The sequence below is a fragment of the Acidithiobacillus sp. TH-A36 genome (assembly GCF_057473445.1).
Genome location: NZ_JBYCKP010000245.1, coordinates 1 through 3,719, shown reverse-complemented (window position 1 = coordinate 3,719; position 3,719 = coordinate 1). Strand labels below are relative to the sequence as shown.

Genomic DNA, 3,719 nt, shown 5'->3' with positions numbered 1-3,719 from the left:
GCCATGTTCAGAGCAACTCCAGTCGTGCTGCCTGTTCCTCCAGTTGCTGCAGGGCCGCTTCAATTTCCCGCAAACGCTCTTCTTCCTTGGCGACGACTTCGGCAGGAGCACGGCTACGAAAACTTTCCTGGCCCAGTTTGCCGAGGGTCTTACCCCGGTCGGATTCCAGGCGTTGCTGTTCCTTGTGCAGACGCGCCCGCTCGGCACCTACATCTATGACTCCGGCCAGGGGGACCAGGACTTTCAGCTCTCCCAGTAGTTGCAGAGCTGCCGGAGGCGCTTCTTCGCTGTCTGTCAGCCATTCCAGACTGCTTAAACGGGCCAGGGCAAACAGCCAGGGTTGGTAGTGCTCAGCACGGGTACGATCCCGGGCATCGCCGCCTTGCAGTAAAATTGGCAGTAATTTGCTCGGCGGGATATCCATCTCACCACGAACGGAGCGTACGGCACGAATGGCATTGATGAGCCATTCCGTATCAGCATCGGCCTCGGGATCCACACGTTGCAGATCGGCTATGGGGTAGGGCGCTACGGCAATGCTGCTCCCGCCTTTGTCGAGCATGGGTGCAATGCGCTGCCAGAGTTCTTCACTGATAAACGGCATCACCGGATGCAGCAGACGTAACCCCGCCTCCAGTACCCGCAACAGGGTGTTGCGGGTGCCGCATTGCTGCGCCGCTGTAAACGGGCTGTCCGCACGCAGCACCGGTTTGCAGAGTTCAATGTACCAGTCACAGTAATCATTCCAGAAAAATTGATACAGTGCGTGGGCGGCATCGGCAAAGCGATACTGATCAATGGCGGTGTTTACCGCTGCTTCACAGTGCTGCAGGCGTCCGATAATCCAGCGTTCCGGGGCCATCAGTTCTTTCTCACCGTGCAGCAGGCCGATTTCGGGAACCTGCATCATGGCAAAACGCGAGGCATTCCAGAGTTTGTTGCAGAAATTCCGGTTACCCTCCACGCGTTTCAAATCGAATTTGATGTCCCGACCCTGGGTGGCCAGAGCGGTAAAGGTAAAGCGCAGGGCGTCAGTTCCGAAGGCGGGAATCCCCTCGGCAAATTCCTTGCGCGTGGATTTTTCGATTTTGGCAGCCATTTGCGGCTGCATGAGTCCCCTGGTGCGTTTGGCAACCAGATCTTCCAGGCTGATCCCATCGATCAAATCAATAGGATCCAGCACGTTACCCTTGGATTTACTCATTTTCTGACCTTCGGCATCGCGGACCAGGCCATGGATGTACACTTCCTGGAAGGGCACTTCATCCATGAAGCGCAAACCCATCATGATCATGCGCGCGACCCAGAAGAAAATGATGTCGAATCCGGTAACGAGAACGCTACCCGGATAAAAGCGCGCGAGATCCGGTGTTTTTTCCGGCCAGCCAAGAGTCGTAAATGGCCAGAGGGCGGAGCTGAACCAAGTATCAAGTACATCGGGATCCCGTTCCAGAGTCACGGGCATCCCGTAATGGCGACTGGCCTGACTGTGGGCTTCCGCTTCGTGGCGTGCGACAAATATGTGCCCGTCGGGTCCATACCAGGCCGGAATCTGGTGTCCCCACCAGAGCTGGCGGGAAATACACCAGTCTTCAATCCGGTTCATCCAGTCAAAATAGGTTTTGTTCCAGTTTTCTGGCACAAAGCGAATCCGGCCTTCTTCTACGGCCTTGATGGCGGGTTCAGCCAGTGGTGCCACTTTCACATACCACTGATCCGTCAAATAGGGTTCAATGACCGCCTGGGAGCGATCGCCACGCGGCACCATCAGTTTGTGCGCGTCTGTCTGTACCAGCAGTCCTTCACTTTCCAGCTGTGCCAGTATCTGCTTGCGCGCAGCATAGCGGTCCAGTCCTCTTAATGCGCCCGGAATTTCTTCGGCCGGGACGGATTCTGCGCTGGTAAATACCTCAAGACTGTCACGGATACGGGCATCGGGGGTAAATACGTTGATCAGGGGTAAATGATGACGCTGACCCACCTGATAGTCATTGAAATCATGGGCCGGAGTGATTTTGACGCACCCCGAGCCAAATTCCGGATCGACATAATGATCGGCAATGACCGGAATTTCTCGCCCCATGATGGGCAGACGCAGAGTTTTGCCAATCAGGGCGGCATAACGTGGATCGTCGGGATGCACGGCAACAGCGGCGTCTCCCAGCAGGGTTTCGGGACGGGTGGTCGCCACCACCAGAGAATCACTGCCGTCGCTCAGTGGATAACGGATATGCCAGAGAAAACCGTCTTCTTCCTCGCTGAGCACTTCCAGATCGGATACTGCGGTGCGCAGGACCGGATCCCAGTTGACCAGACGTTTGCCACGATAGATGAGGCCCTCATCGTGAAGTTGCACAAATACTTCGGTGACCGCTTGTGACAAACCGCTATCGAGGGTGAAGCGTTCCCGCGACCAGTCACAGGAGGCGCCCAGACGGCGCATCTGTCGGGTAATATGTCCCCCTGACGTATGACGCCATTCCCAGACTTTCTCCAGAAAAGCGCTGCGCCCCATCTGATGACGGTCACCACCCTCCTGAACAATCTGGCGTTCCACCAGCATTTGTGTGGCAATTCCGGCGTGGTCGGTGCCGGGTTGCCAAAGTGTTTCTTCGCCGCGCATCCGGTGAACCCGGACAAGAATATCCATGAGGGTATCCTGAAACGCATGCCCCATATGCAGGGTGCCGGTGACATTGGGTGGCGGCAACATGATGCAGTAGGGGTTTTGCCCGGGCTGAGGCTGGAATATTCCAAGCTCCTCCCAGCGTTGGTAACAGGTCTGTTCTATTTCGGCGGGGGCGAAGGGGCGGTCTAAATGGTCAGTCATGAGCCTTCATCGGTCAGGTTCGGTGGGGGTAATTTGTTCCAGGCCATTATGCAGTACGCGCTGAAGAATTTCAGGTAGGGAAGCGCGCATTTCCTGGGCAAGACTTTCGCGCAATTTAATGCCTTCCAGCGCCAGCGTGCGCATTAAGGTCAGGCTGACCTGCTCTTTCCAGACTTTCTGCAGATGCTGAGTCATCTGTTCTTCCACCTCGTTAATGACCTGTCTTTCTATTTCCTGAAAAAGTAATTGCTCAAAATCTTTCAGAAAATCCAGATCAAGCGGGGGGTTGTCTGGCACAGGTTCCTGCACTGGATGCTTTTCCACAAATTCTTGATGTTCTTCGTCGGATGGATTAATTACCGCATCTGCAATGGAAGCCTCCGGCTCAGACCCGGCAGCACCTACAATTACTTCGTCAACAGGCTCTTCAGCGGGTTCCGGATTTGTTGGTGCAGGCTTCAGGTGTTCGCTGACCAGACCAGTAACGACTTGATCTGCGAAATCAGAATCACTTTTTTCTCCAAATGTAGGCTCGGATCTGGAGGCGGTAAACTTACTGAGTCCTTGGCGCATACGCTTAAGTGCTGCTTCCAGGTCGCGGTCTTCAAAGTCCTGCTGCGGATTGACTGTTTCTGATGGCTGCCAACGCACTTCGCTCTGTGTGTACGTTTTGGTTTGTTCTGTGACAGCGGCGGCTGTAGAGTCAGACTCAGCCTCTTCCCATTGCATCGAAAATTTATCGGCCTGTCCGGCATCAAGAGATGCCGGTGTTTTATGGGATTTGCTATTGAGTTCCGGCATGGCAGGTGATTCTTCATGACGCCAAAGCTGCGGGGGTAAACCTTCTCGTACAACCCTGGTAAGCAGCAAGGGTGCGTCATCGTTATCT

General features: G+C 55.0%; 2 protein-coding genes. Both read right to left on the bottom strand.

All coding sequences use genetic code 11. The features are described from left to right. Positions 1-7: 7 nt before the first annotated feature. Entirely contained in the window at positions 8-2,830 is a 2,823-nt protein-coding gene (locus AC2VLY_RS06410) for a valine--tRNA ligase (protein WP_486891660.1), read from the bottom strand. Between the two features lie 6 nt (positions 2,831-2,836). Continuing rightward, on the bottom strand, positions 2,837-3,719 hold an 883-nt coding region (locus AC2VLY_RS06405; protein WP_486921958.1), incomplete at its 5' end, for a hypothetical protein.